Origin of the sequence: Nocardioides massiliensis (assembly GCF_030811215.1) — a bacterium.
Lineage (GTDB): Bacteria > Actinomycetota > Actinomycetes > Propionibacteriales > Nocardioidaceae > Nocardioides_A > Nocardioides_A massiliensis.
The window spans coordinates 1,814,028-1,839,000 of record NZ_JAUSQM010000001.1 but is presented as its reverse complement, the minus strand read 5'-3'; the positions used below and the strand labels follow the sequence as shown (position 1 = coordinate 1,839,000).

General features: G+C 68.4%; 37 protein-coding genes and 1 pseudogene. 2 read left to right on the top strand and 36 right to left on the bottom strand.

What is annotated here, in order from left to right:
* Nucleotides 1-42 precede the first annotated feature (42 nt).
* The 31 genes and pseudogenes from J2S59_RS09165 to rpsJ all read right to left on the bottom strand — a co-directional run bounded on the left by J2S59_RS09165 (nt 43) and on the right by rpsJ (nt 17,395).
* Nucleotides 43-1,056, bottom strand: a complete 1,014-nt coding sequence (locus tag J2S59_RS09165; protein ID WP_068118290.1) for a DNA-directed RNA polymerase subunit alpha — start codon at nt 1,054-1,056, stop codon at nt 43-45.
* 168 nt (nt 1,057-1,224) lie between these two features.
* Nucleotides 1,225-1,833 carry a 30S ribosomal protein S4 gene (gene rpsD, locus J2S59_RS09160; RefSeq protein WP_068118291.1) on the bottom strand — a complete coding sequence of 203 codons (609 nt, stop codon included), beginning with the start codon at nt 1,831-1,833 and terminating at the stop codon, nt 1,225-1,227.
* A gap of 32 nt (nt 1,834-1,865) precedes the next feature.
* Nucleotides 1,866-2,273, bottom strand: coding sequence for a 30S ribosomal protein S11 (gene rpsK / locus J2S59_RS09155; protein ID WP_068118292.1), 408 nt, complete (start codon nt 2,271-2,273; stop codon nt 1,866-1,868).
* A gap of 65 nt (nt 2,274-2,338) precedes the next feature.
* The gene (gene rpsM, locus J2S59_RS09150; RefSeq protein ID WP_068118295.1) at nt 2,339-2,710 is read right to left on the bottom strand and encodes a 30S ribosomal protein S13; all 372 of its coding nucleotides are present in this window, start codon (nt 2,708-2,710) and stop codon (nt 2,339-2,341) included.
* 294 nt (nt 2,711-3,004) lie between these two features.
* Nucleotides 3,005-3,118 carry a 50S ribosomal protein L36 gene (gene rpmJ / locus J2S59_RS09145; protein ID WP_068116313.1) on the bottom strand — a complete coding sequence of 38 codons (114 nt, stop codon included), beginning with the start codon at nt 3,116-3,118 and terminating at the stop codon, nt 3,005-3,007.
* Between the two features lie 31 nt (nt 3,119-3,149).
* Nucleotides 3,150-3,371, bottom strand: a complete 222-nt coding sequence (gene infA, locus J2S59_RS09140) for a translation initiation factor IF-1 (protein ID WP_011757309.1) — start codon at nt 3,369-3,371, stop codon at nt 3,150-3,152.
* A 246-nt stretch (nt 3,372-3,617) separates the two neighbouring features.
* The gene (locus J2S59_RS09135; RefSeq protein WP_306825031.1) at nt 3,618-4,688 is read right to left on the bottom strand and encodes an LLM class flavin-dependent oxidoreductase; all 1,071 of its coding nucleotides are present in this window, start codon (nt 4,686-4,688) and stop codon (nt 3,618-3,620) included.
* Nucleotides 4,689-4,812: 124 nt separating this feature from the next.
* Nucleotides 4,813-5,634: a type I methionyl aminopeptidase gene (map, locus tag J2S59_RS09130; RefSeq protein WP_068123822.1), complete on the bottom strand. Its 822-nt coding sequence runs from the start codon at nt 5,632-5,634 to the stop codon at nt 4,813-4,815.
* Between the two features lie 15 nt (nt 5,635-5,649).
* Nucleotides 5,650-6,228 (bottom strand): adenylate kinase, encoded by a 579-nt coding sequence (locus tag J2S59_RS09125; protein ID WP_068123815.1) that lies wholly within the window; start codon nt 6,226-6,228, stop codon nt 5,650-5,652.
* Between the two features lies 1 nt (nt 6,229).
* A complete protein-coding gene (gene secY, locus J2S59_RS09120; protein WP_068123813.1) occupies nt 6,230-7,528 on the bottom strand; it encodes a preprotein translocase subunit SecY in 1,299 nt (432 codons plus the stop codon).
* 155 nt (nt 7,529-7,683) lie between these two features.
* On the bottom strand, nt 7,684-8,124 hold the full coding sequence (gene rplO / locus J2S59_RS09115) for a 50S ribosomal protein L15 (RefSeq protein ID WP_068123809.1): 441 nt from the start codon (nt 8,122-8,124) through the stop codon (nt 7,684-7,686).
* A gap of 1 nt (nt 8,125) precedes the next feature.
* The gene (rpmD, locus tag J2S59_RS09110) at nt 8,126-8,308 is read right to left on the bottom strand and encodes a 50S ribosomal protein L30 (RefSeq protein WP_068123807.1); all 183 of its coding nucleotides are present in this window, start codon (nt 8,306-8,308) and stop codon (nt 8,126-8,128) included.
* On the bottom strand, nt 8,308-8,883 hold the full coding sequence (gene rpsE, locus J2S59_RS09105; protein ID WP_068123804.1) for a 30S ribosomal protein S5: 576 nt from the start codon (nt 8,881-8,883) through the stop codon (nt 8,308-8,310). The genes rpmD and rpsE overlap by 1 nt, the downstream gene beginning before the upstream one ends.
* A 34-nt stretch (nt 8,884-8,917) precedes the next feature.
* Complete coding sequence (gene rplR, locus J2S59_RS09100) at nt 8,918-9,301, bottom strand: 50S ribosomal protein L18 (protein WP_068123802.1); 384 nt, start codon at nt 9,299-9,301, stop codon at nt 8,918-8,920.
* The gene (rplF, locus tag J2S59_RS09095) at nt 9,301-9,843 is read right to left on the bottom strand and encodes a 50S ribosomal protein L6 (protein WP_068123800.1); all 543 of its coding nucleotides are present in this window, start codon (nt 9,841-9,843) and stop codon (nt 9,301-9,303) included. Before rplF ends, rplR begins: the two co-directional genes overlap by 1 nt.
* Nucleotides 9,844-9,871: 28 nt before the next feature.
* Nucleotides 9,872-10,291, bottom strand: a complete 420-nt coding sequence (gene rpsH, locus J2S59_RS09090; protein ID WP_068123797.1) for a 30S ribosomal protein S8 — start codon at nt 10,289-10,291, stop codon at nt 9,872-9,874.
* A gap of 142 nt (nt 10,292-10,433) precedes the next feature.
* Nucleotides 10,434-10,619, bottom strand: a complete 186-nt coding sequence (locus J2S59_RS09085) for a type Z 30S ribosomal protein S14 (protein WP_056599702.1) — start codon at nt 10,617-10,619, stop codon at nt 10,434-10,436.
* Nucleotides 10,620-10,623: 4 nt separating this feature from the next.
* Complete coding sequence (rplE, locus tag J2S59_RS09080) at nt 10,624-11,187, bottom strand: 50S ribosomal protein L5 (protein ID WP_068123793.1); 564 nt, start codon at nt 11,185-11,187, stop codon at nt 10,624-10,626.
* Nucleotides 11,187-11,561, bottom strand: a complete 375-nt coding sequence (gene rplX, locus J2S59_RS09075) for a 50S ribosomal protein L24 (protein ID WP_068123790.1) — start codon at nt 11,559-11,561, stop codon at nt 11,187-11,189. Before rplX ends, rplE begins: the two co-directional genes overlap by 1 nt.
* A 1-nt stretch (nt 11,562) precedes the next feature.
* On the bottom strand, nt 11,563-11,931 hold the full coding sequence (gene rplN / locus J2S59_RS09070) for a 50S ribosomal protein L14 (protein WP_068123788.1): 369 nt from the start codon (nt 11,929-11,931) through the stop codon (nt 11,563-11,565).
* Nucleotides 11,932-12,076: 145 nt separating this feature from the next.
* Entirely contained in the window at nt 12,077-12,355 is a 279-nt protein-coding gene (gene rpsQ / locus J2S59_RS09065; protein ID WP_068123786.1) for a 30S ribosomal protein S17, read from the bottom strand.
* The gene (gene rpmC, locus J2S59_RS09060; RefSeq protein ID WP_068123783.1) at nt 12,352-12,603 is read right to left on the bottom strand and encodes a 50S ribosomal protein L29; all 252 of its coding nucleotides are present in this window, start codon (nt 12,601-12,603) and stop codon (nt 12,352-12,354) included. The genes rpsQ and rpmC overlap by 4 nt, the downstream gene beginning before the upstream one ends.
* A complete protein-coding gene (gene rplP / locus J2S59_RS09055) occupies nt 12,603-13,022 on the bottom strand; it encodes a 50S ribosomal protein L16 (RefSeq protein WP_068123780.1) in 420 nt (139 codons plus the stop codon). The genes rpmC and rplP overlap by 1 nt, the downstream gene beginning before the upstream one ends.
* Before the next feature lie 5 nt (nt 13,023-13,027).
* On the bottom strand, nt 13,028-13,867 hold the full coding sequence (rpsC, locus tag J2S59_RS09050; protein ID WP_068123778.1) for a 30S ribosomal protein S3: 840 nt from the start codon (nt 13,865-13,867) through the stop codon (nt 13,028-13,030).
* Nucleotides 13,867-14,280: a 50S ribosomal protein L22 gene (gene rplV, locus J2S59_RS09045; protein WP_068123774.1), complete on the bottom strand. Its 414-nt coding sequence runs from the start codon at nt 14,278-14,280 to the stop codon at nt 13,867-13,869. Before rplV ends, rpsC begins: the two co-directional genes overlap by 1 nt.
* A 38-nt stretch (nt 14,281-14,318) precedes the next feature.
* Nucleotides 14,319-14,600, bottom strand: a complete 282-nt coding sequence (gene rpsS, locus J2S59_RS09040) for a 30S ribosomal protein S19 (RefSeq protein WP_068123772.1) — start codon at nt 14,598-14,600, stop codon at nt 14,319-14,321.
* A gap of 16 nt (nt 14,601-14,616) precedes the next feature.
* Nucleotides 14,617-15,450 (bottom strand): 50S ribosomal protein L2, encoded by an 834-nt coding sequence (rplB, locus tag J2S59_RS09035; protein ID WP_068123769.1) that lies wholly within the window; start codon nt 15,448-15,450, stop codon nt 14,617-14,619.
* Nucleotides 15,451-15,479: 29 nt separating this feature from the next.
* Nucleotides 15,480-15,785, bottom strand: coding sequence for a 50S ribosomal protein L23 (gene rplW / locus J2S59_RS09030; protein ID WP_068123767.1), 306 nt, complete (start codon nt 15,783-15,785; stop codon nt 15,480-15,482).
* A gap of 5 nt (nt 15,786-15,790) precedes the next feature.
* Nucleotides 15,791-16,414: pseudogene (rplD, locus tag J2S59_RS09025) on the bottom strand (50S ribosomal protein L4); the annotation flags it as partial.
* Nucleotides 16,411-17,076: a 50S ribosomal protein L3 gene (rplC, locus tag J2S59_RS09020; RefSeq protein WP_068123762.1), complete on the bottom strand. Its 666-nt coding sequence runs from the start codon at nt 17,074-17,076 to the stop codon at nt 16,411-16,413. The gene rplC and the pseudogene rplD, both read right to left, overlap by 4 nt.
* Nucleotides 17,077-17,086: 10 nt before the next feature.
* Nucleotides 17,087-17,395 carry a 30S ribosomal protein S10 gene (gene rpsJ, locus J2S59_RS09015; protein ID WP_008360994.1) on the bottom strand — a complete coding sequence of 103 codons (309 nt, stop codon included), beginning with the start codon at nt 17,393-17,395 and terminating at the stop codon, nt 17,087-17,089.
* Nucleotides 17,396-17,785: 390 nt separating this feature from the next.
* Here rpsJ and J2S59_RS09010 point away from each other — a divergent pair, with 390 nt between their 5' ends.
* Nucleotides 17,786-18,919, top strand: a complete 1,134-nt coding sequence (locus tag J2S59_RS09010) for an NAD(P)H-dependent amine dehydrogenase family protein (protein WP_246360543.1) — start codon at nt 17,786-17,788, stop codon at nt 18,917-18,919.
* Nucleotides 18,919-19,416: a carboxymuconolactone decarboxylase family protein gene (locus tag J2S59_RS09005; RefSeq protein ID WP_068123760.1), complete on the top strand. Its 498-nt coding sequence runs from the start codon at nt 18,919-18,921 to the stop codon at nt 19,414-19,416. Before J2S59_RS09010 ends, J2S59_RS09005 begins: the two co-directional genes overlap by 1 nt.
* Here J2S59_RS09005 and trmB read toward each other — a convergent pair.
* The 5 genes from trmB to rpsL all read right to left on the bottom strand — a co-directional run bounded on the left by trmB (nt 19,401) and on the right by rpsL (nt 24,656).
* Entirely contained in the window at nt 19,401-20,135 is a 735-nt protein-coding gene (trmB, locus tag J2S59_RS09000; RefSeq protein ID WP_246360541.1) for a tRNA (guanosine(46)-N7)-methyltransferase TrmB, read from the bottom strand. The genes J2S59_RS09005 and trmB overlap by 16 nt on opposite strands.
* 149 nt (nt 20,136-20,284) lie before the next feature.
* Nucleotides 20,285-21,478: an elongation factor Tu gene (gene tuf, locus J2S59_RS08995; RefSeq protein ID WP_068123757.1), complete on the bottom strand. Its 1,194-nt coding sequence runs from the start codon at nt 21,476-21,478 to the stop codon at nt 20,285-20,287.
* 66 nt (nt 21,479-21,544) lie between these two features.
* Nucleotides 21,545-23,656: an elongation factor G gene (gene fusA, locus J2S59_RS08990; RefSeq protein ID WP_068123755.1), complete on the bottom strand. Its 2,112-nt coding sequence runs from the start codon at nt 23,654-23,656 to the stop codon at nt 21,545-21,547.
* Between the two features lie 155 nt (nt 23,657-23,811).
* Complete coding sequence (rpsG, locus tag J2S59_RS08985; RefSeq protein WP_068119636.1) at nt 23,812-24,282, bottom strand: 30S ribosomal protein S7; 471 nt, start codon at nt 24,280-24,282, stop codon at nt 23,812-23,814.
* Nucleotides 24,282-24,656 carry a 30S ribosomal protein S12 gene (rpsL, locus tag J2S59_RS08980; protein WP_068119638.1) on the bottom strand — a complete coding sequence of 125 codons (375 nt, stop codon included), beginning with the start codon at nt 24,654-24,656 and terminating at the stop codon, nt 24,282-24,284. The genes rpsG and rpsL overlap by 1 nt, the downstream gene beginning before the upstream one ends.
* Between the last annotated feature and the right edge of the window lie 317 nt (nt 24,657-24,973).

Sequence of the window (24,973 nt, the reverse complement as noted above, 5' to 3'; positions counted from 1 at the left end):
CTCCCCGGCCGTATCAGGTACCGGAGTAGATGGTGGGGAAGATCAGTACTGCTCGTCCTCGACGAAGCTGGCGTCGTCGTCCTCGTACGCCGCCAGGGCAGCGGTCGGGTCGAAGCCCGGGGCGCTGTCCTTGAGCGAGAGGCCCATCTCGACGAGCTTGGCCTTGACCTCGTCGATGGACTTCGCGCCGAAGTTGCGGATGTCGAGCAGGTCCTGCTCCGAGCGCGAGATGAGCTCACCCACGGTGTGGATGCCCTCACGCTTGAGGCAGTTGTAGGACCGGACGGTGAGCTGCAGGTCCTCGACCGGGAGGGCGAGGTCGGCGGCCAACTGCTCGTCGACCGGCGAGGGGCCGATCTCGATGCCCTCGGCCTCGACGTTGAGCTCGCGGGCCAGGCCGAACAGCTCGACCAGGGTGCGGCCGGCCGAGGCGAGGGCGTCGCGGGGACGGATCGAGGGCTTGGTCTCGACGTCGATGACGAGACGGTCGAAGTCGGTGCGCTGCTCGACACGCGTCGCCTCGACCTTGTAGGTCACCTTGAGCACGGGCGAGTAGATCGAGTCGACCGGCATGCGGCCGATCTCGTTGTCGAGGCCCTTGTTCTGCACGGCGCTGACGTAGCCGCGACCGCGCTCGACGACCAGCTCCATCTCGAGCTTGCCCTTGCTGTTGAGCGTGGCGATCTTGAGGTCGGGGTTGTGCACCTCGACACCCGCCGGGGGTGCGATGTCGGCGGCGGTGACGTCACCGGCACCGGACTTGCGCAGGTACATCGTGACCGGCTCGTCGTGCTCGGAGGAGACCACGAGACCCTTGAGGTTGAGGATCACCTCGGTCACGTCCTCCTTCACGCCCTCGATGGTCGAGAACTCGTGGAGCACGTTGTCGATACGGATGCTGGTGACGGCTGCCCCGGGGATCGAGGAGAGCAGGGTGCGCCGCAGCGAGTTGCCGAGCGTGTAGCCGAAGCCGGGCTCCAGCGGCTCGATCACGAACCGCGAGCGGAACTCGTCGACGACCTCTTCCGACAGGGTCGGACGCTGAGCGATGAGCACTGTGGGTGTCCTTTCCGGATCCGACCGCTATTTGAAGGACCCGAACGAGAGAGATGGAGAGAGGCGAAATCGTGGGGACTTCCGCTGCCCTCCCGCTGGTGGCTGCAGCTGATCAACGACCGCAGCCACCGAACGGGGGGCAGTCGGGGGGCGGAGCCCCCCGACCGATTACTTCTTGGAGTAGAACTCCACGATCAGCTGCTCCTGGATCGGCAGGTCGATCTGCGCACGCACCGGCAGCGAGTGGATCAGGATTCGCATCCGGTTCGGCTGCACGTCCATCCACGCGGGGACGACGCGCTCGCCGTGGGTCTCGCGGGCGATGATGAACGGGGTCATCTCCAGCGACTTCTCGCGGACGTCGATGACGTCGAACTGGCTGACCTGGTACGACGGGATGTCGACCTTCTTGCCGTTCACGCGGAAGTGGCCGTGCACCACGAGCTGACGCGCGTGCCGCCGCGTGCGGGCGAACCCGGCGCGGTAGACGACGTTGTCGAGGCGCGACTCGAGCAGCTGCAGCAGGTTGTCACCGGTCTTGCCGGGGCGACGGTTCGCCTCGACGTAGTAGCGGTGGAACTGCCGCTCGAGGACGCCGTACGTGAGGCGCGCCTTCTGCTTCTCCTGGAGCTGAGTGCGGTACTCGCTCTCCTTCACCCGGGCGCGGCCGTGCTGGCCGGGCGGGTACGGGCGACGCTCATAAGCTGCGTCGCCGCCGACGAGGTCGACACCGAGGCGGCGCGACTTCTTGGTCATGGGGCCGGTGTAACGGGCCATCTGTCAGTCTCTCCTTAGCCTTCGGTGTCGGGTCAGACGCGGCGGCGCTTGGGCGGCCGGCATCCGTTGTGGGGCGTGGGCGTGACGTCCTGGATGGTGCCGACCTCGAGGCCGATCGCACCCAGCGAACGGATCGCCGTCTCGCGGCCCGAGCCCGGGCCCTTGACGAAGACGTCGATCTTCTTCATCCCGTGCTCCATCGCCCGACGACCAGCGGCCTCGGCGGCCATCTGCGCGGCGTACGGCGTGGACTTGCGCGAGCCCTTGAAGCCGACGGTGCCGGCAGAGGCCCACGAGATCACCGCACCGGTCGGGTCGGTGATCGTGACGATGGTGTTGTTGAACGTGCTCTTGATGTGGGCTTCGCCCTGAGCGATGTTCTTCTTCTCCTTGCGGCGCACCTTCTTGGCGCCGGAAGCCTGGCGGCTCTTGGGAGGCATCTAGAAATTCTCCTGAGGTTCTGGGTTGGCTCTACGAGGAAGGGAAGTGCTGCGCGAGGCGCAGGTCACTTCTTCTTCTTGCCGGCGACGGTGCGCTTGGGTCCCTTGCGGGTGCGCGCGTTGGTCTTGGTGCGCTGACCGCGGACCGGGAGGCCCTGACGGTGGCGGCGCCCCTGGTAGCTGCCGATCTCGATCTTGCGTCGGATGTCAGCCTGGACCTCACGACGGAGGTCACCTTCGATCTTGAAGTTGGCCTCGATCTCGTCGCGGAGCTTCACCAGCTCCTCGTCGCCCAGCGTGTGGACGCGCGCATTCGGGTCGACCCCGGTTGCGGCGAGCAGCTGCTGGGCGCGGGTACGGCCGATGCCGTAGATGTAAGTGAGTGCGATCTCGATGCGCTTGTCGCGCGGGAGGTCAACACCAACGAGGCGTGCCATGCGGCGGTGTCCTTTCGATGTCGACAGGTGTCGGTCGTGTCGCGTCCCGGTCCTCGTCGGTGCGGGCTCCGGCCTGTCCCCGGAGGTGAGAGTCCCGTTCGGCCAATGCCGATCGGTACCCAGCGATCACGTTGTTCGGTGTTCAGTTGTGCATGTTCAGTTGTGGCGGTTCTCGGTCGAGCTGGTCAGTCCCTCTCGGGATCTCGACCCGCCCGTTCCGACCTCGCAGGCTCGGTCGGAGGGCTTGCTCGATCTGCGGCTGAGACGCCTCGCGCTCCTTCGTCGCGCGTGGCTTCAGCCTTGCCGCTGCTTGTGGCGAGGGTTCTCGCAGATGACCATGACGCGGCCGTGGCGACGAATCACCTTGCACTTGTCACAGATCGGCTTGACGCTCGGCTGGACCTTCATGGGTGAGGCCTTTCAGGTGTCGGCTGCCTACTCACTTGTAGCGGTAGACGATGCGACCCCGGGTGAGGTCGTACGGCGACAGCTCCACCACGACGCGGTCCTCGGGGAGGATCCGGATGTAGTGCTGGCGCATCTTGCCGCTGATGTGCGCGAGAACCTTGTGGCCGTTGGAGAGCTCCACCCGAAACATCGCGTTCGGGAGGGCCTCAACCACCGTGCCCTCGATCTCGATCACGCCTTCTTTCTTCGGCATGTCCTCCGCAATCTGCTCAAGAGTCGTCGTTCACGTCATCTACCGTTGGCCCGGGAACCGCCCGGACCCCCGACGCGGGTGCGCCGCGGGGCCGGTGGACCTCACGGGACCGTCGTGAACCCCATGCCGAGCACGTGCGAACCACGCCGTGAAGGAGTGGATCGAGCGAACGCCGGGCAGCCGCGAGGCACCACAGAACGGACCCATGTTGGGCCGACTGGCCAGTCTAGTCCGATCCGGGGGCAATCACCAATCGAGGCCGCCTGCGGCCTCGGCGAGCAGACGCAGGGTCTCGGCGCGTGCCGGGGCAGCGGCGGGATCGGTCCCGGCGTACGCACCGGCCACCGGGTGGACCATCACCTCGTCGACGTCGAAGCCGGCAGCCAGCTCACGCACCCGGTGCGCCGCGGTGCCGGGGTCGCCGATGATCCAGCGCTCGCGCATCGCCGCCAGGAGCCGCTCGTGCTCGGTGGGCACGGCGACGTCCTCGGCCTCCTCGACGAGGAGCTGCGCTCCGAGCGGCCCGCCGGTGCGCAGCGTCAGCATCGCGAGCAGCTGCGGGAGCGCGAGCCGCTCCGCCTCCTGCGCCGTCGGGGCGACGGCGACGTTCACGGTCAGGAACGTGCGCGGCTCCGCGCAGAGCTCGGAGGGCTGGAACTGGTCGCGATACAACGCCAGCGCCTCGGCCGTCCCCTGCCCCGAGAAGTGGTGGGCGAAGACGTACGGCAGCCCGCGAGCCGCGGCGAGCCGCGCGGAGTAGTCGGAGGACCCGAGCAGCCAGACCGGTGCACGGCCTGATGCGACCGGGGTCGCCCGCAGCGGATGGGTCCGCCCGGCCACCTCCAGCCCGACGCCGGCGGTGTCCATCATCGCGATGATCTCGTCGACGTACTGCGGGAAGCGCGCCACCGCGTCCTCCCCCACTCCCCCGGCGCCGTGGCGCAGGGCCCAGCTGGTGACCGGGTCCGTCCCGGGCGCGCGTCCGAGCCCGAGATCGATCCGACCCGGGAACGCGGCCTCGAGGAGCGCGAACTGCTCCGCGACCACGAGCGGGGCGTGGTTCGGCAGCATCACGCCACCGGACCCCACCCGGATGCGCTCGGTCGCTGCCGCCAGGAGCGCGATCAGGACCGGCGGGTTCGTCGCCGCGACCGCCGGCATGTTGTGGTGCTCGGCCACCCAGTAGCGGTGGTAGCCCGCCGCGTCCGCCACCCGGGCGAGCTCCCGGCTCGCCGCCACCGCGTCGGCACTGGTCTGGTCGGTGCGCACGGGGACGAGGTCGAGGACGGAGAGCCGGAGCGGGCGGGGTGAAGTCACACCACCACCAACGCCCACGACCGCCGTACCCTTCCGGACCTTGTACACGAACTTGCGCGACACGCCGACTGGAACGTGTACACAGGGACAAATTCACTACACGTGTAGCGAATTCGCAGGGAGCTCAACGCCCGCCGAAGGGGACGCCGAGGGCGGTGAGGCGCGCCTCGCCGCCGTCGAGGGCGGTGAGCACCCACGCGCCGTCGGGGGTGAGGGTGAAGGAGTGCTCGAAGTGGGCCGCCCAGCTGCCGTCGAGGGTGACGACGGTCCACTCGTCGTCGAGCACCCGGTTGGCCTGGTCGCCGAGGGTGATCATCGGCTCGACCGCGAGGGCGAGGCCCTCGACGAGCTTCGGGCCCTTGCCGGGCCTGCCGAAGTTCGGCACGTTGGGCGGCTGGTGCATGGCCGAGCCGATGCCGTGGCCGACGTAGTCCTCGACGATGCCGTACGTCGCGGGCTGGCTGCGCACCGACTGCTCGACCGCGTGGGAGATGTCGGTGACCCGACCGCCGAGCCGAGCGGCGGCGATGCCGGCCCAGAGCGCCTCCTCGGTCACGCGCAGCAGCTCGGCCACCTCGGGGGCGACCTCGCCCACGGGCACCGTGATCGCGGCGTCGCCGTGCCAGCCGTCGACGATCGCGCCGCAGTCGATGGAGATGACGTCACCCGCGGCGAGCACGCGATCGTCGGGGATGCCGTGGACGACCACGTCGTTGACCGACGTGCACAGCGTGCCGGGGAACCCGTGGTAGCCCAGGAACGACGGCGTCGCGCCGGAGCTGCGGATCGCGTCCTCCGCGATCGCGTCGAGCTCCCGGGTCGAGACCCCGGGCCGGACGTGCCCGCGCAGCAGCTCGAGGGTCTGCCCGACCACCAGTCCGGCGCGCCGCATCAGAGCGATCTGCTCCGGAGTCTTGATCTCGACCCCGCGGTCACGCAGGCCCATGGCGCACGCCGATGCTCAGGACGCGGGTGCGTCGGTGCCGAGTGCGGCGAAGACGCGTGCCCGGACCTCGTCGACCGAGCCCATGCCGTCGACCTCGCGCACGAGGCCGCGCTCGCCGTAGACCGCGATCAGCGGCGCGGTCTCCTTGGCGTAGACCTCCTGGCGGTGCCGGATCACCGGCTCGGTGTCGTCGGTGCGACCCTCGGTCTCCGCGCGCTGGAGCAGTCGCTGCACGACCTCGTCCTCATCCACGGTCAGGACGACCACGGCGTCGAGGCTCGAGCCGAGCGCGGTGAGCATGCCGTCGAGCTCGTGCACCTGGGCGACGGTGCGCGGGTAGCCGTCGAGGAGGAAGCCCTCGCGGGCATCGTCCTCGGCCAGCCGGTCGCGGACCATCCCGTTGGTGACCTCGTCGGGGACGTACTCACCGGCGTCCATGTAGCGCTTGGCCTGGACGCCGAGAGCCGTGCCCTCAGCGACGTTGGCGCGGAAGATGTCACCGGTCGAGATCGCGGGGATGCCGAGCCGCTCGGCGACGACCTTCGCCTGCGTGCCCTTCCCGGCGCCGGGAGGCCCCATCAGGATGATTCGCATGTCAGCGCAGGAACCCTTCGTAGTTGCGCTGCTGGAGCTGGCTCTCGATCTGCTTCACCGTGTCGAGGGCGACGCCGACCATGATCAGGATCGAGGTGCCACCGAACGGGAAGTTCTGGTTGGCGTCGATCAGCACGAACGCGATCAGCGGGATCAGGGAGATCAAGCCGAGGTAGAGCGCACCAGGCAGCGTGATGCGGGACAGCACGTAGCTGAGGTAGTCCTCGGTCGGCTTGCCCGCCCGGATCCCGGGGATGAAGCCGCCGTACTTCTTCATGTTGTCGGCGACCTCGACGGGGTTGAAGGTGATCGCGACGTAGAAGTAGGTGAAGAAGATGATGAGGGCGAAGTACACCGCCATGTAGAGGGGGTGTCCGCCGTCCTGGAAGTACGTGGTGATGAAGTCGACCCACCACGACTGGGTGTTCTGGTTGAACTGCGCGGCCATCATCGGCAGGTACATCAGGCTCGAGGCGAAGATGACGGGGATGATGCCGGCCTGGTTGACCTTCAAGGGGATGTACGTCGAGGAGCCGCCGAACATCTTGCGTCCGACCATCCGCCGGGCGTACTGCACCGGGATCCGGCGCTGCGCCTGCTCGATGAAGATGACCGCGGCGATGATGACCAAGCCGATCGCGAAGACGACCGCGAAGATCGTCCAGCCCTGCTGGACGCGGACCTGCCACAGCGAGCTGGGGAAGGTCGCGACGACCTGGGTGAAGATCAGGATCGACATGCCGTTGCCGACACCGCGCTCGGTGATCTGCTCGCCGAACCACATGATGACGGCCGTGCCGGCGGTCATCGTGACGACCATGATGAGGAACTGCATGGTGCTGTTCTCGTCGCGCAGCAGCGGCAGGTTGCAGCCCTCGAAGAGGTTGCGGCTGCGGGCCAGCGCGACGATGCCGGTCGCCTGGAGGACGGCGAGGCCGAGCGTGAGATAGCGGGTGTACTGGGTGATCTTGCTCTGTCCGGCCTGCCCCTCCTTCTTCAGCGTCTCCAGCCGCGGGATCACCACGACGAGCAGCTGCAGGATGATGCTGGCCGTGATGTAGGGCATGATCCCGAGCGCGAAGACCGACAGCTGGAGCAGCGCGCCGCCGGAGAACAGGTTGATCAGGCCGTAGAGACCTTCGCTCTCGATCTGGGCGAAGCACTCCTGGACGTTCTCGTAGTGCACGCCGGGGGTGGGCAGCTGCGAGCCGGCACGGAAGATCACGAGGATCCCCAGCACGAACAGCAGCTTGCGACGCAGGTCCGGTGTCCGGAAAGCGTTGGCGAAGGCGCCTAGCACGTATACGGCCTTTCTTGCATGTCCTGGTCGTCTTCCCGAGGCCCCGGGGACCGGCGGAAGCCTAACAGCGGCGGTGACCCGGGATGGGAACGGGCGAGGGACGCAGTCGGCTGGTTGGCCGTCTACGTCCCTCGCTCAACGTCCGGACGGGTCGGTCACAGCTCGGTGGTCGAGCCTCCGGCAGCAGCGATCTTCTCCTTGGCGGAGGCCGAGAACGCATGCGCGCTCACCGCGACCTTCACCGAGATGTCGCCCTGGCCCAGGACCTTGACCGGCTGACCCTCGCGGACCGCGCCCTTGCGGACGAGGTCGGCCACGGAGATGTCGCCCCCCTCGGGGAACAGCTTCTCGATGCGGTCGAGGTTGACGACCTGGAACTCCACCTTGAAGGGGTTCTTGAACCCCTTCAGCTTGGGGAGCCGCATGTGCAGGGGCATCTGGCCACCCTCGAAGGCGGCCGGCACCTGGTAGCGCGCCTTGGTGCCCTTGGTACCGCGACCGGCGGTCTTGCCCTTCGAGGCCTCACCGCGACCCACGCGGGTCTTGGCGGTCTTGGCGCCCGGAGCGGGACGCAGGTGGTGCAGCTTGAGCGTCATGTCAGTCGACCTCCTCGACGGTCACCAGGTGGCGAACCGTGTGGACCATGCCGCGGATCTCCGGGCGGTCCTCCTTCACGACGACGTCGCCGATGCGCTTCAGGCCCAGCGTGCGCAGGGTGTCGCGCTGGTTCTGCTTGCACCCGATCGTCGACTTCTTCTGCTCGACCTTCAGGCGTGCCATCAGGAAGCCACCTCCGCACGAGCCTTCAGCAGCGCGGCCGGGGCGACGTCCTCGACGGGAAGCCCACGGCGAGCGGCGACCGCCTCCGGGGACTCCAGCGAGCGCAGCGCCTCGGCGGTGGCGTGCACGATGTTGATCTGGTTCGACGAGCCGAGCGACTTGCTCAGCACGTCGTGGATGCCGGCGGCCTCGAGCACCGCGCGCACCGGTCCACCGGCGATCACGCCGGTACCAGGAGAGGCCGGGCGCAGGAACACGACGCCTGCAGCCTTCTCGCCCTGGACCGGGTGCGGGATGGTGCCCTGGATGCGGGGGACGCGGAAGAAGTTCTTCTTCGCCTCCTCCACGCCCTTCGCGATCGCGGCGGGCACCTCCTTGGCCTTGCCGTAGCCGACACCGACCATGCCGTCGCCGTCGCCGACGATCACCAGGGCGGTGAAGCTGAAGCGCCGACCACCCTTGACGACCTTGGCGACACGGTTGATCGCGACGACACGCTCGATGTAGGCGGTCTTGTCCGCAGAGTCGCGGCCGCGACGATCGTCACGGCCACCGCGGCGCTGGGATCCGCTCATGTCTGTCCTCTTCCTTCGTACGTCTCGTCTGCGATCAGAACGCCAGACCGCCCTCGCGGGCGCCCTCTGCGAGCGCCGCGATCCGGCCGTGGTACTTGTTGCCGGCGCGGTCGAAGACCACGCCCTCGACACCCGCGGCCTTCGCCCGCTCGGCGACGAGCTCGCCGACCCGGCGGGCCTTGGCGGTCTTGTCCCCGTCGGTCGACCGCAGGTCGGCCTCCATGGTGGAGGCGTACGCCAGCGTCTTGCCCACGAGGTCGTCCACGACCTGCACGGTGATGTGCTTGGCAGAGCGGGTGACCACCATCCGCGGACGCTCGGCGGTCCCGGCGATCTTCTTGCGACCGCGGACCTGGCGACGCAGACGCGAGGCGGTGCGAGCGCTCGTGCGCTTGCCCTGCTTGAGTGCGATGGCCATCACTTACCAGCCTTTCCGACCTTGCGGCGGACCTGCTCGCCCGCGTAGCGGACACCCTTGCCCTTGTAGGGCTCGGGCTTCCGGAGCTTCCGGATCTTTGCAGCGGTCTCGCCGACGAGCTGCTTGTCGATGCCCTGGACGCCGAGGCGCGTGGGCCCGTCGACCGTGAAGGTGATCCCTTCGGGGGCGTCGAAGATGATCGGGTGGGAGTACCCGAGCTGGAACTCCAGCTGGGTCGGACCCTTCGACAGCACGCGGTAACCGACGCCGACGATCTCGAGCTTCTTCTCGTAGCCGTCGGTCACGCCGGTGACCATGTTGGCGATCAGGGTGCGGGTGAGGCCGTGGCGGGCCTTGCTGTCCCGGTGGTCATCGGGACGCTTCACCTCGATGGTGCCGTCCTCGCCGCGGTCGACCGTGATCGGCTCGACGACGTTGTGGGTCAGGGTGCCCTTGGGGCCCTTCACGGTGACGACGTTCTCGGCGAACGCCACGTCAACACCGGACGGGACCGCAATGGGGAGCTTGCCAATACGCGACATGTCTTGTCTCCTCCTTCTCGGTCCGTCGTCACCAGACGTAGGCGAGGACTTCCCCACCTACGCCCTTCTGGTTGGCCTGGCGGTCGGTCAGCAGACCCTGGCTCGTGGAGATGATCGCCACGCCCAGACCGCCGAGGACCTTGGGCAGTCCGGTGGACTTCGCGTAGACGCGCAGACCGGGCTTGCTGATGCGGCGCAGGCCGGCGATGGAGCGCTCGCGGTTCTGGCCGTACTTCAGCGTCAGCGTCAGCACCTTGCCGACCGTCTGGGCGGATTCGGAGGCCGCAGCGTCCTCGACCTTCCAGCTGGTGATGTAGCCCTCCTGCTGGAGGATCTCCGCGACGCCAGCCTTCAGCTTGCTGTAGGGCATCGTCACGGTGTCGTGGTACGCCTGGTTGGCGTTGCGCAGACGCGTGAGCATGTCTGCGATCGGGTCAGTCATCGTCATGGCCGTCAGGCCCTTTCTCGCCGTGGTTTCCGCAGGAACTCGTCTGCGGACCTTCGCCGTGTCTCGTGTTCAGGTGTCCCGGCTTCCCGGGGGTCTGGGGGCGGAGCCCCCAGCGGGGTACTCGGGGCGGAGCCCCGAGCGATTACCAGCTCGACTTGGTCACACCGGGCAGCTCGCCCCGGTGCGCCATCTCGCGCAGGCAGATCCGGCACAGGCCGAACTTGCGGTAGACCGACTTCGGCCGTCCGCACCGCTGGCACCGGGTGTAGCCGCGCACCGCGAACTTGGGCTTGCGGGCCGCCTTGACCTTGAGGGATGTCTTCGCCATCGACTCACTGCTCCTTGAACGGGAAGCCGAGGTGCTTCAGCAGCGCCCGACCCTGGTCGTCGTTGGTGGCCGTCGTGACGACCGTGATGTCCATGCCCCGGCTGCGGTCGACCTTGTCCTGGTCGATCTCGTGGAACATGACCTGCTCGGTGAGACCGAACGTGTAGTTGCCCCGGCCGTCGAACTGCTTCGCGGACAGGCCGCGGAAGTCCCTGATCCGCGGGAGCGCAAGGCTCAGCAGACGGTCGAGGAACTCCCACATGCGGTCGCCGCGCAGCGTGACGTGCGCACCGATCGGCATGCCCTCGCGCAGCTTGAACTGCGCGATCGACTTGCGGGCCTTGGTGACCTGCGGCTTCTGACCGGTGATCGCGGTCAGGTCGCGGATCGCGCCCTCGATCAGCTTCGAGTCACGCGCGGCCTCGCCGACGCCCATGTTGACCACGATCTTGGTCAAGCCGGGCACCTGCATGACGTTGGCGATCTCGAACTCGCTGCGCAGCGCGGGGAGGACCTCCTCGCGGTAGCGCGCCTTGAGACGCGGGATCTCGTTGGTGGTGGTGCTCATCAGATCTCCTCACCGGACTTGCGCGAGACCCGGACGCTGCGCTGAGCGGCGTAGGTCGAGCCGTCCGGCCGACGCTTGGTGACCTCGGTGCGCTTGAAGCCGACACGGGTGACCCCGTCGCCGTCCTTCAGCATCACGTTGGAGACGTGGATCGGGGCCTCGGTGGTGACGATGCCGCCGGTGTTGCCGTCGCGACCGCCGGTGTTGACCACCTTGGTGTGCTTCTTGATCCGGTTGACGCCCTCGACGATGACGCGCGACTCCTCGGGGAGGACCGCGATCACCTTGCCCTCGGCGCCCTTGTCCTTGCCGGCGATGACCTTGACGGTGTCGCCCTTCTTGATGTTCAGCTTGTTCGCCTTCTTCTGTGCCATGTCAGAGCACCTCCGGAGCGAGCGAGACGATCCGCATGAAGCGCTTCTCGCGAAGCTCACGGCCGACGGGGCCGAAGATGCGGGTCCCACGCGGCTCGCCGTCCGCCTTCAGGATCACCGCGGCGTTCTCGTCGAAGCGGATGTAGGACCCGTCGGGCCGACGGCGCTCCTTGGCCGTGCGCACGACGACCGCCTTGACGACGTCGCCCTTCTTGACGTTGCCGCCGGGGATCGCGTCCTTCACCGTGGCAACGATGACGTCTCCGATGCCGGCGTAGCGACGACCGGAGCCACCGAGCACGCGGATGCACAAGATCTCCTTGGCACCCGTGTTGTCGGCGACCTTGAGTCGCGACTCCTGCTGAATCATTTCCTTCTCCTTGTCGCCCCGGTTCTTCCGCTACGGAAGCCTGGGGGATCACCGCCGGCCTAGAGGCCGGAAATGCTTGGACCGGCTGCGCCGGGCTGATTGACGTTCCGCCGAACCAAGCGCGCTTCGCTCGACGGTTCGGCGGTCACTTGGCCTTCTCGAGGACCTCGATGACCCGCCACCGCTTGGTGGCGGACAACGGCCGGGTCTCCATGATCAGGACGCGGTCGCCGATGCCGCACTCGTTGGTCTCGTCGTGCGCCTTGAGCTTGCTCGTGCGCCGCATGACCTTGCCGTAGAGGGCGTGCTTCACGCGGTCCTCGACGGAGACCACGATGGTCTTGTCCATCTTGTCGCTGACGACGAGTCCCTCACGCACCTTGCGGCGCGAGCGCTCCTCGGTGCTGGTGGCCTGCTCGCTCATGCGTCACCGTCCTTGTCGGTCTCTGCGTTGGTCGCGTCCGGGTCCTGCCGGATGCCGAGCTCGCGCTCACGCACCACGGTGTAGATCCGGGCGATGTCCTTCTTGACCGTGCGGAGCCGGCCGTTGCTCTCGAGCTGGCCGGTGGCGGCCTGGAAGCGCAGGTTGAACAGCTCTTCCTTGGCCTCGCGGAGCTTGCTCTCCAGGTCCGACGCGTTCAACGCGTCGAGCTCGTGTGCTGTCGTGCTCATCAGAACTCACCTGCCTCGCGGGTGACGAAGCGGCACTTCATGGGGAGCTTGTGCATCGCGCGGCGCATCGCCTCACGGGCGACGTCCTCGGGGACGCCGGACAGCTCGAACATGACGCGGCCGGGCTTGACGTTGGCGACCCACCACTCGGGCGAGCCCTTGCCGGAACCCATGCGGGTCTCAGCCGGCTTCTTGGTCAGCGGGCGGTCGGGGTAGATGTTGATCCACACCTTTCCACCACGCTTGATGTAGCGGGTCATGGCGATACGCGCGGACTCGATCTGCCGGTTGGTCACGTAGTGACCCTCGACAGCCTGGATGCCGAAGTCGCCGAAGGCCAGCCGGGTGCCACCCTTGGCCATGCCACGACGGCTGGGGTGGTGCTGCTTGCGGTGCTTGACCCTGCGGGGCATCAACATGGCACTCAGCCCTCCTGTCCGGTCGCTGCGGCCTCGGGGGCAGCAGCCTCAGTGCTCGGCGCGGCGTCGGCCGGAGCCTCGGCGCGCGAGCGGTCGTTGCGGGTGGGGCGGTCGCCGCGGGTGCCGCGGCCCGGGCGCTCGCCGGTCCGGCCAGCACCACCACGGCCACGGCTCGGCGCACCGGCGCGTGCGGCGGCCTGCGCCTCACGCTCGGCGCGGGTGCCCGCGACCTCGCCCTTGTAGATCCAGACCTTCACGCCGATGCGGCCGAAGGTGGTCTTGGCCTCGTAGAAGCCGTAGTCGATGTCGGCCCGGAGCGTGTGCAGCGGGACGCGACCCTCGCGGTAGAACTCCGAGCGGGACATCTCGGCGCCGCCGAGTCGGCCGGAGCACTGGATCCGCACGCCCTTGGCGCCGGAGCGCATGGAGGTCTGCATCGCCTTGCGCATCGCGCGGCGGAACGCCACGCGGCCCGCGAGCTGCTCGGCCACTCCCTGAGCGACCAGCTGCGCGTCGACCTCGGGGTTCTTGACCTCGAGGATGTTGAGCTGCACCTGCTTGCCGGTCAGCTTCTCGAGCTCGCCGCGGATGCGGTCGGCCTCGGCGCCGCGGCGACCGATGACGATGCCGGGGCGCGCGGTGTGGATGTCGACGCGGACACGGTCACGGGTGCGCTCGATCTCCACGCGGGAGATGCCGGCGCGCTCCATGCCCTTGGAGAGCAGCTTGCGGATCGCGACGTCCTCACCGACGTAGGACTTGTACAGCTTGTCGGCGTACCACCGGCTGCGGTGGTCGGTCGAGATGCCGAGCCGGAACCCGTTCGGGTTGATCTTCTGACCCATCAGGCGGTCCGTCCCTTCTCCTCCGCCGGCTGAACGACCAGCGTGATGTGGCTCGTGCGCTTGTTGATCCGCGAGGCGCGGCCCTGCGCACGGGGGCGCCACCGCTTCATGGTGGGTCCCTCGTCGACGGTCGCCTTGCTCACGACCAGCGAGGCGCGGTCGAGGTTCTCGGTGGTCTCGGCATTCGCCACTGCGCTCTCGAGGACCTTGTAGACGGTCTCGCTGGCGGCCTGCGGTGCGAACTGCAGGAGGGCCAGGGCCTCGTCCACCGGAAGGCCGCGCACCATGTCGACGACACGGCGAGCCTTCATCGGCGTGATCCGGACGAAGCGTGCGCTGGCGAAGGCACCCGGCTGGTCACCCAGCAGGGACTCGCGGCGGGCGCTGCTGCGCCGGCGCTCTGTAACGCTCATTGCTCTGTCTTCTCTCGTCGTTGCTCGTCGGCCCCGCGTCAGCGGCGGCGGCTCTTGCGGTCGTCCTTGATGTGACCCTTGAAGGTCCGCGTCGGCGCGAACTCGCCCAACTTGTGGCCGACCATCGAGTCGGTCACGAAGACCGGGACGTGCTTGCGACCGTCGTGCACCGCGATCGTGTGGCCGATCATGGCCGGCACGATCATCGAGCGCCGCGACCAGGTCTTGATGACGTTGTGGGTGCCCTTCTCGTTCTGGACGTCCACCTTCTTGATGAGGTGGTCGTCGACGAAGGGGCCCTTCTTCAAGCTGCGAGGCATCTGACTACTTCCCTACTCAGCGCTTCTTGCCGGTGCGGCGACGACGGACGATCAGGGCGTCGGAGGCCTTGCGCTTGCGCGTCCGGCCCTCGGGCTTGCCCCACGGCGAGACCGGGTGGCGACCACCGGAGGTCTTGCCCTCTCCACCACCGTGCGGGTGGTCGACCGGGTTCATGACGACACCGCGGACGGTCGGGCGCTTGCCCTTCCACCGCATGCGGCCGGCCTTGCCCCAGTTGATGTTCGACTGCTCGGCGTTGCCGACACCACCGACGGTGGCGCGGCAGCGCACGTCGACGTAGCGCATCTCGCCGGAGGGCATGCGCAGCTGCGCACGGCTGCCCTCCTTGGCGACCAGCTGGACCGAGGCGCCCGCGGAGCGGGCGATCTTGGCGCCACCGCCGGGCCGCAGCTCGATGCAGTGGACCGTGGTGCCGACCGGGATGTTGCGCAGCGGCAGGTTGTTGCCGGGCTTGATGTCAGCCCCGACGCCGGCCTCGATGCGCGTGCCCTGGGTGACACCCTGCGGCGCGATGATGTAGCGCTTCTCGCCGTCGGCGTAGTGCAGCAGCGCGATGCGCGCGGTGCGGTTGGGGTCGTACTCGATGTGCGCGACCTTCGCCGGGATGCCGTCCTTGTCGTAGCGACGGAAGTCGATGACCCGGTAGGCGCGCTTGTGACCGCCACCCTGGTGCCGGGTGGTGATCCGGCCCTGGTTGTTGCGGCCGCCCTTCTTGGGCAGCGGGCGGACCAGCGACTTCTCCGGGGTCGACCGCGTCACCTCGGCGAAGTCGGCGACCGACGAGCCGCGACGACCGGGCGTGGTCGGCTTGTACTTGCGGATTGCCATGAGTTCTCAGTCCTCGCTCGTGAGCCCGGTCAGGAGACCGGACCTCCGAAGATGTCGATGCTCTGGCCCTCGGCCAGGCTGACGATCGCCCGCTTGGTGTTGGCGCGCTTGCCCATGCCGAAGCGGGTCCGTCGCGTCTTGCCCTGACGGTTGATCGTGTTGACGCTGGTGACCTTGACGTTGAACACCTTCTCGACCGCGATCTTGATCTCGGTCTTGTTGGCGCTGGGGTGCACCAGGAAGGTGTACTTGTTCTGGTCGAGCAGGCCGTAGCTCTTCTCGCTGACGACCGGCGCGATCAGGACGTCGCGGGGGTCCTTCTGCAGGGTGCTCACTTCGCGGCCTCCTTGGTGCTGGTGCGGGCGGCGACGAAGGCGTCGTACGCGCCCTTGGTGAAGACCACGTCGTCGGAGACCAGCACGTCGAGCGTGTTGAGCTGGTCGACGGCGATCAGGTGCACGCTCGGCACGTTGCGCAGCGACAGCCAGCTGACGGTGTCGGCCCGCTCGAGGACGACCAGCGCACGGCGACGGTCGGTGATCGAGGCGAGGGCGGCGAGGCCGGCCTTGGTGCTGGGCTTGTCACCCTCGACCAGGGTCTCGACGACGTGGATCCGGCCCGCGCGAGCCCGGTCGGAGAGAGCACCGCGGAGCGCGGCGGCCTTCATCTTCTTCGGGGTGCGCTGGTCGTAGCTGCGCGGCGTCGGGCCGTGCACCACGCCACCGCCGGCGAACTGCGGCGCGCGGGTCGAACCCTGGCGGGCACGACCGGTGCCCTTCTGCTTGTAGGGCTTGCGGCCACCGCCGCGGACCTCGCCGCGGGACTTGGTGTCGTGGGTGCCTTGGCGAGCAGCTGCCTGCTGGGCGACGACGACCTGGTGCATCACCGGGATGGACACGTCGGCGTCGAAGATCTCAGCCGGGAAGTCGACGCTGACGACCTTGGCGCTGGACTTCTCGCTCATGCGCGGGCCTCCTTCTTGGCAGCCGAACGGATCATGACGAGTCCGCCCTTGGGGCCGGGAACGGCGCCCTTGAGCAGGATCAGACCCTTCTCGGCGTCGATGGCGTGCACGGTGACGTTCTGGGTGGTGACCGTGTCGCCACCCATCCGGCCTGCCATGCGCATGCCCTTGAAGACGCGGCCGGGCGTGGCGCAGGCGCCGATCGACCCGGGCTTGCGGTGGTTGCGGTGCGCACCGTGGGAGGCGCTGACACCGGCGAAGCCGTGGCGCTTCATGACGCCGGCGAAGCCCTTGCCCTTGCTCGTGGCGGTGACGTCGACGACGTCACCGGCAGCGAACAGGTCAGGAGCGATCTCCTGGCCGACCTCGTAGGAGGACGCCTCGGCGGTACGGATCTCGACCAGCGCGCGGCGCGGGGTGACCCCGGCCTTCGCGAAGTGGCCGGCCTGCGGCTTGGTCACCTTGCGACCGTCGATCTCGCCGTACCCGATCTGCACGGCGTTGTAGCCGTCGACCTCGGGGGTACGGACCTGGGTGACGACGTTGGTCGCGGCGGAGACGACGGTGACCGGGACGATGCGGTTGTTCTCGTCCCAGGTCTGGGTCATCCCGACCTTGGTGCCCAGCAGGCCCTTGACGTTGCGTTCGAACGTAGTGCTCATCGTGACGTCCTCAGAGCTTGATCTCGATGTCGACGCCGGCAGGAAGGTCGAGTCGCATCAGCGAGTCGACGGTCTTCGGCGTGGGGTCGATGATGTCGATGAGGCGCTTGTGGGTGCGCATCTCGAAGTGCTCGCGGCTGTCCTTGTACTTGTGCGGCGAGCGAATCACGCAGTAGACGTTCTTCTCGGTCGGCAGGGGCACAGGTCCAGCGACCTTCGCGCCCGTACGGGTGACCGTGTCAACGATCTTGCGCGCCGAGGTGTCGATCACCTCGTGGTCGTAGGCCTTGAGCCTGATGCGGATCTTCTGTCCCGCCATAGCTCCTCGTCGTCCTTTGCTTGTCGGTGCCACTTCGTCCGGTCGCACCCCCGGTGGAGTACGCCGCCCCGCTCCCACCCCCGCGGTCGGGCGTGTCGCGCTGACTTCGCGCGACGAACGACCGAATCCGTCGATGTTGGTGGCCCCCGACCGGGCGGTCGGGATCGGACAGGGTCTCCTGATGGAGTGCCCACCACGCAGCTCGCAAGGTAGGGCCGACGCGCGGTGGTGACCGACGACGTCGAGGAGAACCTGTTCACGAGTCAAAGTGGCGTGCACCCCGGCACCCAGCCGGAGCAACCGGACTATCTTGGCAGACATCCCACCCAGCACCAAATCGAGCCGCGGCCGCCCCTGGGCAACACGCCACGGGGTGACTAGGGTCACCACGTGACCGACGAGAACACGTTCTATTCTGCCGCGCCCCTGGCGGTCGCGGACCGGGTGCCGGTGCTCGTGTGGGGCACCGGCAACATGGGGCGTGCCTCGATCCGGGCGGTGCTCGCCCACCCCGGGCTGGAGCTCGCCGGGGTCGTGGTGCACACCGCAGCCAAGGTCGGTGTCGACGCCGGTGAGCTCGCCGGCGCCGGCGCCAGCACCGGCGTGCGAGCCACGACCGACGTGGAGTCCGCGCTCGCGCTGGTCGCAGGCCGCGGTGCCGTGGTCTATGCCGCCTCGGGCGACATCCGCCCCGATGACGCGGCGGCCGACGTGTGCCGGGCGCTTGCCCGTGGGGCCGCCGTCGTCACCCCCGCGCTCTACGCGCTCTACGACCCGGCCAGCGCCCCGGCGGAGCTCGTCGGCCCGATCCGCGCCGCGGCGGCTGAGGGTGGGTCGGCGCTGTTCGTCAGCGGCATCGACCCCGGGTGGGGCAACGACGTCCTGCCCCTGTTGCTGAGCGGTCTGGCCGGGACGGTCGACGAGGTCCGCTGCCAGGAGATCTTCGACTACAGCGCCTACGACCAGCCCGACGCCGTACGCACGCTCGTCGGCATGGGTGAGCCGATGGCCTACGAGCCGCCGATGGTCGCTCCCGGCGTGCCCACGATGGTCTGGGGCGGGCAGGTCCGGTTGTTGGCGCGCGGGCTCGGGGTGGAGCTCGACGAGGTCCGTGAGACCCTCGAACGGCGCGCTCTCGACGCCGATGTCCACAACGCGATGGGCACGTTCGCGGCCGGCACCCAGGGCGCACTGCGTTTCGAGGTGCAGGGGATCGTCGGCGGCCAGCCCCGCATCGTGGTCGAGCACGTGACCCGCATCGGTCCCGACGTCGCCCCGGACTGGCCGCGTCCGGCCGACGGTGCCGACGGCGCCCACCGGGTCGTGATCGAGGGACGCCCCCGGTTGTCGGTCACGATCGAGGCGGAGGACGAGGGTGGCAACCGCGCCGCGGGCGGCAACGCCACCGCAGCGGTCCGCCTCGTGAACGCCATCCCCTGGCTGCGCGCGCAGTCCCCGGGGATCTACGACGCGCTCGACGTCCCCCTCTCCCCCGCCGCCGGCCGTCTCGGAAGGAGCAGCTGATGCGCATCGACGTCCCCGAGGGTGTCGACCCGATCATGCACGTGTGGGGCAGGCTCGTGCCGGGCATCGGGCCCGCGGCGGCCACCCTGGCCACCGCCGTCTACGAGCACTCCACCCTCGACCTGCGCGAGTTCGAGGCCGCCCGGTTGCGGATCGCCCAGATCAACGGCTGCGTGTTCTGCCAGGACTGGCGCACCGATCGCGACGGCGTCACGGTCGAGGCGGACTTCCCCGCGGCGGTGAGCAACTGGCGGACCACCGAGGCGCTGGACGACCGTGCCCGGATGGCGGCCGAGTACGCCGAGCGGTATGCCCTGGACCACCACGGGCTCGACGACGAGTTCTGGGACCGATGCCGAGCCCTGTACGACGACCGGCAGCTGGTCGAGCTGACGATGTGCCTGGGTTCTTGGCTGTCGTTCGGCCGGCTCAACCGCGTCCTCGGCCTCGACACCGCCTGCGTGCTGCCGAGCCACCCGGATCAGCGGCGGCGGTAGGCGAAGTCGGCGATCGGCCGCCCGGCCTCGATGCCGCGTCGCTCGAACCGCGTGACCGGCCGGGTCTCCCACCGCTCGACCGCCCCGCCCTCGAGCAGGGGCTCGGCCCCGAGGACCTCGGCGATCTGCTCGGCGTAGTCCGGCCAGTCCGTGGCCAGGCGCCAGGTCGCTCCCGCGCGGAGCCGGCTCGCGGCCCGGGCGACGAACGCGGGCTGCAGCAAGCGTCGCTTGTGGTGCTTCTTCTTGGGCCACGGGTCGGGGAAGAAGGTGAGCAGCTCGTCGATGCTCCCCGCGGCGAACAGGTGGTCCATCGCCCACACGGCGTCGAGCCCGCACAGGCGCACGTTGTCGACACCTGCGCGCTCCATCCGCAGCATCGTCTGGGCGACGCCGGGCAGCCACACCTCGAGGGCGAGGACGTTGTGGTCCGGGTGCCGCTCGGCGACCGCGACCGTCGCCTCCCCCACCCCCGAACCGATCTCGACCAGGAGCGCCGCATCCCGTCCGAACGCACCGGCCCAGGTGAAGCCCGGGGCCTGGACGGTCTCGGGCGAGAGCCACCACCGCTCGCGCTGCCGCTCCCACGCCTGCTGCTGGCCGTCGCTCAGTCGCGCGCTGCGCCGGGCGTAGCTGAGCACCTCGCGCATCCGGCGTCCGTCATCGGTCAGCCGGGTCTGGGGACGAGCGGGCTGCACGGAGCCGTCGGGTGCGTCGGTCACCGGGACATTCTCCCTGGGCGGTCCCGGCGAGGCACCACGGGGCCGTCGTGCAGGCCGCGCGGGCGCACACGCCCCCGGCACGCCAGAGGCCCCGGACCGTCGGGTCCGGGGCCTCTGGTGGAGATCAGCTGGTCAGTGACCAGCGGCGATCACTTGAGGATCTTGGTGACGCGACCAGCGCCGACCGTCCGGCCACCCTCGCGGATGGCGAACTTCAGGCCGTCCTCCATGGCGATCGGCTGGATCAGCTCGACCGACATGTCGGTGTTGTCGCCGGGCATGACCATCTCGGTGCCCTCGGGCAGGGTCACGACACCGGTCACGTCCGTGGTCCGGAAGTAGAACTGCGGACGGTAGTTGTTGAAGAACGGCGTGTGACGGCCACCCTCCTCCTTCGAGAGGATGTAGACGCTCGCCTCGAAGTTGGTGTGCGGGGTGGTGGTGCCGGGCTTGATGACGACCATGCCGCGCTCGACGTCCTCGCGCTTGGTGCCACGGAGGAGCAGACCGACGTTCTCGCCCGCCTGGCCCTCGTCGAGGAGCTTGCGGAACATCTCGACACCGGTGACGGTGGTCTTCTGCGAGGCCTCGCGGATGCCGATGATCTCGACCTCCTCGTTGACCTTCACGATGCCGCGCTCGATGCGACCGGTGATGACGGTGCCGCGACCGGTGATCGTGAAGACGTCCTCGACCGGCATGAGGAACGGCTTGTCGACGTCACGCTCGGGGGTCGGGATGTAGTCGTCGACCGCCTGCATGAGCTCGGCGACCGACTCGCCCCACTTGGCGTCGCCCTCGAGAGCGGGGAACGCTGCGACGCGCACGACCGGGATGTCGTCACCCGGGAACTCGTACTCGCTGAGGAGCTCGCGCACCTCCATCTCGACGAGCTCGATGAGCTCCTCGTCGTCGACCATGTCGCACTTGTTGAGCGCGACGACCAGGGCGGGGACGCCGACCTGGCGGGCGAGCAGGACGTGCTCACGGGTCTGCGGCATCGGACCGTCGGTGGCCGCCACGACCAGGATCGCGCCGTCCATCTGCGCAGCACCGGTGATCATGTTCTTGATGTAGTCGGCGTGACCCGGGCAGTCGACGTGGGCGTAGTGGCGCGCCTCGGTCTGGTACTCCACGTGCGAGATGGAGATCGTGATGCCGCGCTGCCGCTCTTCGGGCGCCTTGTCGATCATGTCGAAGGCGGAGGCTTCGTTCAGATCGGGGAACTTGTCGTGCATGACCTTGGTGATCGCAGCAGTCAGCGTCGTCTTGCCATGGTCGATGTGACCGATGGTGCCGATGTTGATGTGCGGCTTGGTCCGCTCGAACTTCGCCTTAGCCACGGGGGGCTCCTCCTGGTGTGGTTGTGTCTTGACTCGTGGTGGGTGGTGCGTGCCGAGGCCGCGGTGCTACTCGCCGCGGACCTTCTTGATGATCTCGTCGGCGACGTTCTGGGGAACCTCGGCGTACGAGTCGAACTCCATCGAGTACGACGCCTGACCGGAGGTCTTGGACCTCAGGTCGCCAACGTACCCGAACATCTCTGAGAGGGGCACCAGCGCATTGACGACCATGTCGCCGTGGCGCTCCTCCTGGGCCTGGATCTGACCGCGTCGCGAGTTCAGGTCACCGATGACGGTGCCCAGGAAGGACTCCGGCGTGGTGACCTCGACGGCGAACATCGGCTCGAGCAGGACGGGCTTCGCCATGCGGGCGGCCTCCTTGAAGGCCTGGTTGCCGGCGATCTTGAACGCGAGCTCGGAGGAGTCGACGTCGTGGTAGGCGCCGTCCTCGAGCGTGACCTTCACGTCGACCATCGGGTAGCCGGCGAGCACGCCGAACTCCATGGCCTCCTGGGCACCCTGGTCGACCGAGGGGATGTACTCCTTCGGCACCCGGCCACCGGACACGGCGTTGACGAACTCGTAGCCCGCACCCGCCCCGGTCTCGGGGTCGATGCTCGGCTCGATCGAGATCTGGATCTTCGCGAACTGGCCGGACCCACCGGTCTGCTTCTTGTGGGTGTAGGAGTGCTTCTCGACCTTCTTGCGGATGGTCTCGCGGTAGGCGACCTGCGGCTTGCCGACGGTGGCCTCGACCTTGAACTCACGCTTCATCCGGTCGACCAGCACCTCGAGGTGCAGCTCGCCCATGCCGGCGATGATGGTCTGGCCGGTCTCCTCGTCGGTCTTCACCGTGAAGGTCGGGTCCTCGTCGGACAGCCGCTGGATCGCGGTGCCGAGCTTCTCCTGGTCACCCTTGGTCTTCGGCTCGATGGCCACCTCGATGACGGGCGCCGGGAAGGTCATCGACTCCAGCACGACCGGGGCGTTCTGCACGCAGAGCGTCTCACCGGTGGTGGTGTTCTTCAGACCCATGACGGCCACGATCTGGCCCGCGCCGACGGAGGCGATCTCCTCACGCTTGTTGGCGTGCATCTGGTAGATCTTGCCGATCCGCTCCTTGTTGCCCTTCACCGAGTTGAGCACGGTGGCGCCGGCCTCGAGCTTGCCCGAGTAGACGCGGACGTAGGTGAGCTTGCCCAGGTGGGGGTCGGCGGCGATCTTGAACGCCAGGCCGGCGAACGGCTCCTCGTCGGACGGCTTGCGCGCGATGACCTCGTCCTCGTTGTTGACCGCGTGACCCTCGATCGCGTCGATGTCGAGCGGCGAGGGGAGGTACTTCACGACCGCGTCGAGCAGGGGCTGGACGCCCTTGTTCTTGAACGCGGTGCCGGTCAGGACGGGGTTGACCTTGTCGGCGAGCGTCGCGCGCCGGATGGCCGCCTCGATCTCCTCGACGGAGATGTCCTCGCCCTCGAGGTACTTCTCCATGATCGCGTCGTCGGCCTCGGACAGCGTCTCGAGCAGCTTCTCGCGCCACTCGTTGGCCTGGTCGACCAGCTCGGCCGGGATCTCCTCGACCTCGTAGTCCTCACCGATCGTGGTCTCGCCACGCCAGGTGAGGGCCCGCATCTGGACCAGGTCGACGACGCCCAGGAAGTCCTGCTCGGCACCGATCGGGATCTGCAGGACCAGCGGGGTGGAGTTCAGCCGCTCGACGATCATGTCGACGCAGCGGAAGAAGTCGGCACCGGTGCGGTCGAGCTTGTTGACGAAGCACATCCGCGGGACGGCGTACTTGTTGGCCTGGCGCCACACCGTCATCGACTGCGGCTCGACACCGGCGACACCGTCGAACACCGCGACCGCGCCGTCGAGGACGCGCAGCGACCGCTCGACCTCGACCGTGAAGTCGACGTGGCCGGGGGTGTCGATGATGTTGATCTGGTGGTCCTTCCACCAGCAGGTCGTCGCAGCCGACGTGATGGTGATGCCGCGCTCCTGCTCCTGCTCCATCCAGTCCATCGTCGCCGAACCCTCGTGGGTGTCGCCGATCTTGTAGTTGATCCCGGTGTAGAACAGGATCCGCTCGGTCGTGGTGGTCTTGCCGGCATCGATGTGCGCCATGATGCCGATGTTGCGGACCTTCTTCAGGTCCGTGGTGATGTCGACGGCCACTTCTCGGGAGTCCCCTCGGGTTCGGTGCTGATCTTCTGGATCCGGATGGGCCGGAGCCCACTCCACTCTGGGTGGACCGCGTTCGTGACGCGGATGGGTGGTGCGGGACTGGCGGACGGCGACGGCGGACGGGTGGTCACGCCGTCACCGTGAGGTCACCAGCGGTAGTGCGCGAAGGCCTTGTTGGACTCGGCCATCTTGTGGGTGTCCTCGCGCTTCTTCACAGCGGCACCGAGGCCGTTGGAGGCGTCGAGGATCTCGTTCATGAGCCGCTCGGCCATCGTCTTCTCACGACGGTCGGCGGCGTAGCCGACGAGCCAGCGCAGCGCGAGCGTGGTGCTCCGGCCGGGCTTGACCTCGATCGGGACCTGGTAGGTCGCACCACCGACGCGGCGGCTCTTGACCTCGATGGCCGGCTTCACGTTGTCGAGCGCGCGCTTGAGCGTGACGACCGGGTCGGTGCCGGTCTTCTCGCGGCAGCCCTCGAGGGCGGTGTAGACGATGCGCTGCGCAGTCTGCTTCTTGCCGTCGCGCAGAACCTTGCTGACCAGCTGGGTGACGACGGGCGACCCGTAGACGGGGTCGACGTCGACCGGACGCTTGGGAGCGGGACCCTTGCGCGGCATCAGCTCTTCTCCTTCTTCGCGCCGTAACGGCTACGGGCCTGCTTGCGGTTCTTGACGCCCTGGGTGTCGAGCGAGCCACGGACGATCTTGTAGCGCACACCCGGGAGGTCCTTCACCCGGCCGCCGCGGACGAGCACGATGGAGTGCTCCTGGAGGTTGTGACCCACGCCCGGGATGTAGGCGGTGACCTCGACGCCGCTGGACAGCCGCACACGGGCGACCTTGCGCAGGGCGGAGTTCGGCTTCTTCGGGGTGGTCGTGTAGACACGCGTGCACACGCCGCGCCGCTGGGGCGAGCCCTTCAGCGCGGGCGTCTTGTTCTTCGACACCTTGTCCTGGCGGCCCTTACGGACCAACTGCTGGATGGTGGGCACCGCGTGGTTCCCCTTCGTTCGTGGATCTCGTCTTGGCGGTCACCGGCCGGTGACCTCGGTTGACCGGCGGCCGGAGCCGGGCGGTCCTGGTGGAGCTGTTTAGGTTTCGCGTTCGTGGTGGGCTGGTCCGGCATCCCGCGGCGATCTCCCCCCGAGGTCGGGCGTGTCGCCCTCCCCGGACCGGCGCGCAGCACTGCCGCTGACCAGTGGGATCTCGTCCTGGGACGCTCTCGACGAGCGCCGCGAGCCGCTGCGGACGCGGACCGGAGGACCGGGCCGTGCCAGAGGGGCACGCAAGATGTGCCTAGTCGACCAGG